Source organism: Streptomyces sp. NPDC059455 (assembly GCF_042750115.1).
Lineage (GTDB): Bacteria > Actinomycetota > Actinomycetes > Streptomycetales > Streptomycetaceae > Streptomyces > Streptomyces endocoffeicus.
Window position 1 is genome coordinate 1 of sequence record NZ_JBHYVB010000249.1, and the last position, 3,519, is coordinate 3,519.

The window sequence follows — 3,519 nt, forward strand, 5'->3', positions numbered from 1 at the left end:
CCACTGAACCCACCACTTAGACCCCCCGCCTGGGGAACCCGAGCGGGGAGCCCAGGGCGGGAGTTCACGGTCTAACCGGCGGTGTCCTGACGCTGGACGGACAGCAGCTGCTCTAGCTGCTCCTCGCGCGCCTGCGCCGCGACGAACAGCAGCTCGTCCCCGGCCTCCAGCACATCGTCCTTGTTCGGGGTCAGCACCCGGGTGCCGCGGATGATGGTGACCAGCGTGGTGTCCTCGGGCCACTCCACATCGCCGACCCGGGTGCCCACCAGCGCCGCCTCCGGCGGCAGCGTCAGCTCCACCAGGTTGGCGTCGCCGTGGCTGAAGCGGAGCAGCCGCACCAGATCGCCGACGCTCACCGCCTCCTCGACCAGCGCCGACATCAGACGCGGGGTGGAGACGGCCACATCGACGCCCCACGCCTCGTTGAACAGCCACTCGTTCTTGGGGTTGTTGACCCGGGCGACCACCCGTGGCACCCCGTACTCGGTCTTGGCGAGCAGCGAGACGACGAGGTTGACCTTGTCGTCACCGGTGGCCGCGATGACCACGTTGCAGCGCTGCAGCGCGGCCTCGTCCAGCGAGGTGATCTCGCACGCGTCGGCCAGCAGCCACTCGGCCTGCGGCACCCGCTCCACCGAGATGGCGGTCGGCGCCTTGTCGATGAGGAGCACCTCGTGCCCGTTCTCCAGCAGCTCACTCGCGATGGAACGCCCCACGGCGCCCGCACCGGCAATGGCAACCCTCATCGGCCGGCCTCCTCGGGACCCTTTTCAAAGGCCGCCTCGACCTTCTCGACCTCGTCGGTGCGCATCATCACATGCACCAGATCGCCCTCCTGGAGCACCGTCCCGGAGGTCGGCAGCATCGCCTCGCCGAGCCGGGTGAGGAACGCGACCCGCACCCCGGTCTCCTCCTGGAGCGTGCTGACCTTGTGGCCCACCCACGAGGGGGAGATGTGCACCTCGGCCAGCTGGACCCCGCCACTGGGGTCCCGCCACAGCGGCTCCGCGCCGGACGGCAGCAGCCGCCGCAGCATCTGGTCGGCCGTCCAGCGCACCGTGGCCACGGTCGGGATGCCGAGGCGCTGGTAGACCTCGGCGCGGCGCGGGTCGTAGATCCGGGCCGCCACGTTCTCCACGCCGAACATCTCGCGGGCCACCCGGGCCGCGATGATGTTGGAGTTGTCGCCGCTGCTGACCGCGGCGAAGGCCCCGGCCTCCTCGATGCCCGCCTCGCGCAGGGTGTCCTGGTCGAAGCCGACGCCGGTCACCCGGCGCCCGCCGAAGCCCGCGCCGAGGCGGCGGAAGGCGGTGGGGTCCTGGTCGACGACCGCGACCGTGTGCCCCTGTTGTTCCAGGGTCTGGGCGAGGGCCGCGCCCACCCGGCCACAGCCCATGATCACGATATGCATGCGTCCTACCCCGCACTCCTGATGACCGTGCCGACCTGCGCAAACACCCTGCTCACATCTTCCTTCCAGGACTTACGGGGCGACAGCGGGGCGGGACCCCGATGCCGGTGCCCGGGGACGACGGGAATCGGCCGCCGTGGCACCTGTCCCCACCGTATCCGTACCGGCGGCCCGGTCCCCCGTCCGCGCGCGAGGGTCCGGAAACGAAGGTGGTGACGTACGACATAGCGCGAAAGTTCCCACGGTGATCAGTGATGAGGGGAGGTGGCCGAAGATGATCGCGGACACGCCGGGAGGGAAGAGGTAACGATCATTTCCGGTTGCGGATGGAGAGTGAAAAGACTGTCGGTGATCAGCCGTGACCACTACGGTGGGCCCGGGTTACGGCGCTCCTCGGGTGGTCGCGACCCTTCATCTTCGTCTGAAATCCAGGATCTTCACCGAAACCACATGACAAATGCCCGGTGATTCCCGCTGGTTCGAACTTTGTCACGGGTGTCGGACGCTAGGTCACGACATGGCTAAGATGATCGTCGTATTCCGTTTCCGGACGGGACATCAGGGCTCTGAACGTTCCTTCCGCGCCCGCGTTTCCCCTGCACGAGGTTCCTGATGACTGATCACATATCGGAGGCGGTGAGCTGGTGTCTGGCCGCCGCGCTTCTCGTCGTCCTGGTGCTTCTGATCCGCCAGCGGCAGATCACCGCCGGAGTCCGCAGGCGCAACGCCACGCTCGAGGAGAGCCTGCGCGCCCGTGACGAGGAGGTGCACCACCTCGTCGACGTACGCCTCCCCTCGATCGCCGACGCGCTGAGCCAGCCCGGCCCGCTGCCGGGCCTGCGCGACGAGAAGCTGGCCGGTACGGCCTTCGCGCAGAGCCTGCACGCCGTCATGGAGCAGTTCACCCGGGCGGTGGACAAGGCGCAGACGCGCGCCGACGCCTCCGCCAAGGCGGCGCTCAAGGCGTCCATGCGAGCCGTCCAGGGGCTCGCCAACGAACAGCAGGTCTCCATCTCCGAGATGCAGGAGCGGCACGACAACCCCGATGTGCTGCGGGACCTGCTGGAGATCGACCACGCCAACGCCCAGTTCGGCCGGCGCGCCCAGGCCATCGCGGTGCTCTGCGGCTCCTGGCCCGGCCGGCAGCGGCTGGCCTCCTCGCTGACCGATGTGGTCCGCGGCGCCAAGTCGCGCATCCGCGACTACCAGCGGGTTCAGGTGCACGCCCTGATCGACGTCGCCGTGGTGAGCCGGGCCGTGGAGCCCGCCGTGCTCGCGGTCGCCGAGCTGCTGGACAACGCCGCCCGCCACTCGCAGCCCAACACCTCGGTGGAGGTCAGCCTCCAGCCGGTGCACAACGGGGCCTGCATCGTGATCGACGACGCCGGTGTGGGCATGGACGGCCTGGAGGTCCAGCGGGCCGCCAGCCTGCTCTCCGGCCAGCGCGCCGTGGACGTCTCCCGGCTCGGCGACCCGCCACAGTTCGGCTTCGCCGTGGTGGGCCTGCTGGCCGCGCGGTACGGCTTCAGCGTCTCGGTGGACACCCGGTCCCCGTACGGTGGTGTGCGCGCCGTGCTGTTCCTGCCGACCGAGCTGCTCACCCATGTCGACCCCGACGATCGGCCGGGCACCGCCGGGCAGGACCCCGAGGGCGCCGAGCCGCTGCACACCCTGCCCTCCCGCCGGACCCGTCCCCCCAGGAGAGCGCCGCACGCGCCGACCGTCCCGGCCCAGGCGCAGGATCCGTCCCCGATCCCGCACCAGGCCCCGGCCGCGCACCAGGCCCAGGCCCCGGCCGCGCACCAGGCCCAGGCCCCGGCCGCGCACCAGGCCCAGGCCCCGGCCGCGCACCAGGCCCAGGCCCAGCCTCCGGCACCGGCCCCGGCGGCACCCGCCCCGGAACCGGCACCCGCCCCGGCGCCCCAGCTGTCCCCCGACGGCGAGGGCACCCGCGTGTACGGCACCACGGCGGGCGGTCTGCCCAAGCGCCGCCGCCGGGAGGCCGCCGCCACCCCGCCGTCCGGCGACTGGACCACCGGCGCCGGGCAGACCGGCGCCGGCGACCCCGACACGGGCGCGGTCAGCTGTGGCTTATACACATATCC

Annotated in this window: 3 protein-coding genes; 1 reads left to right on the forward strand and 2 read right to left on the reverse strand. The window is 71.3% G+C overall.

Annotated features, from left to right (window positions below):
* Positions 1-71: 71 nt before the first annotated feature.
* Both ACFXB5_RS47115 and ACFXB5_RS47120 read right to left on the reverse strand, forming a co-directional pair.
* Complete coding sequence (locus tag ACFXB5_RS47115; RefSeq protein ID WP_064458559.1) at positions 72-749, reverse strand: TrkA family potassium uptake protein; 678 nt, start codon at positions 747-749, stop codon at positions 72-74.
* Complete coding sequence (locus ACFXB5_RS47120; RefSeq protein WP_020867937.1) at positions 746-1,414, reverse strand: TrkA family potassium uptake protein; 669 nt, start codon at positions 1,412-1,414, stop codon at positions 746-748. Before ACFXB5_RS47120 ends, ACFXB5_RS47115 begins: the two co-directional genes overlap by 4 nt.
* 612 nt (positions 1,415-2,026) lie before the next feature.
* On the opposite strand from ACFXB5_RS47120, the gene ACFXB5_RS47125 reads away from it, so the two are divergent.
* The coding region (locus ACFXB5_RS47125; protein ID WP_385220481.1) for an ATP-binding protein at positions 2,027-3,519 on the forward strand (1,493 nt) is incomplete at its 3' end.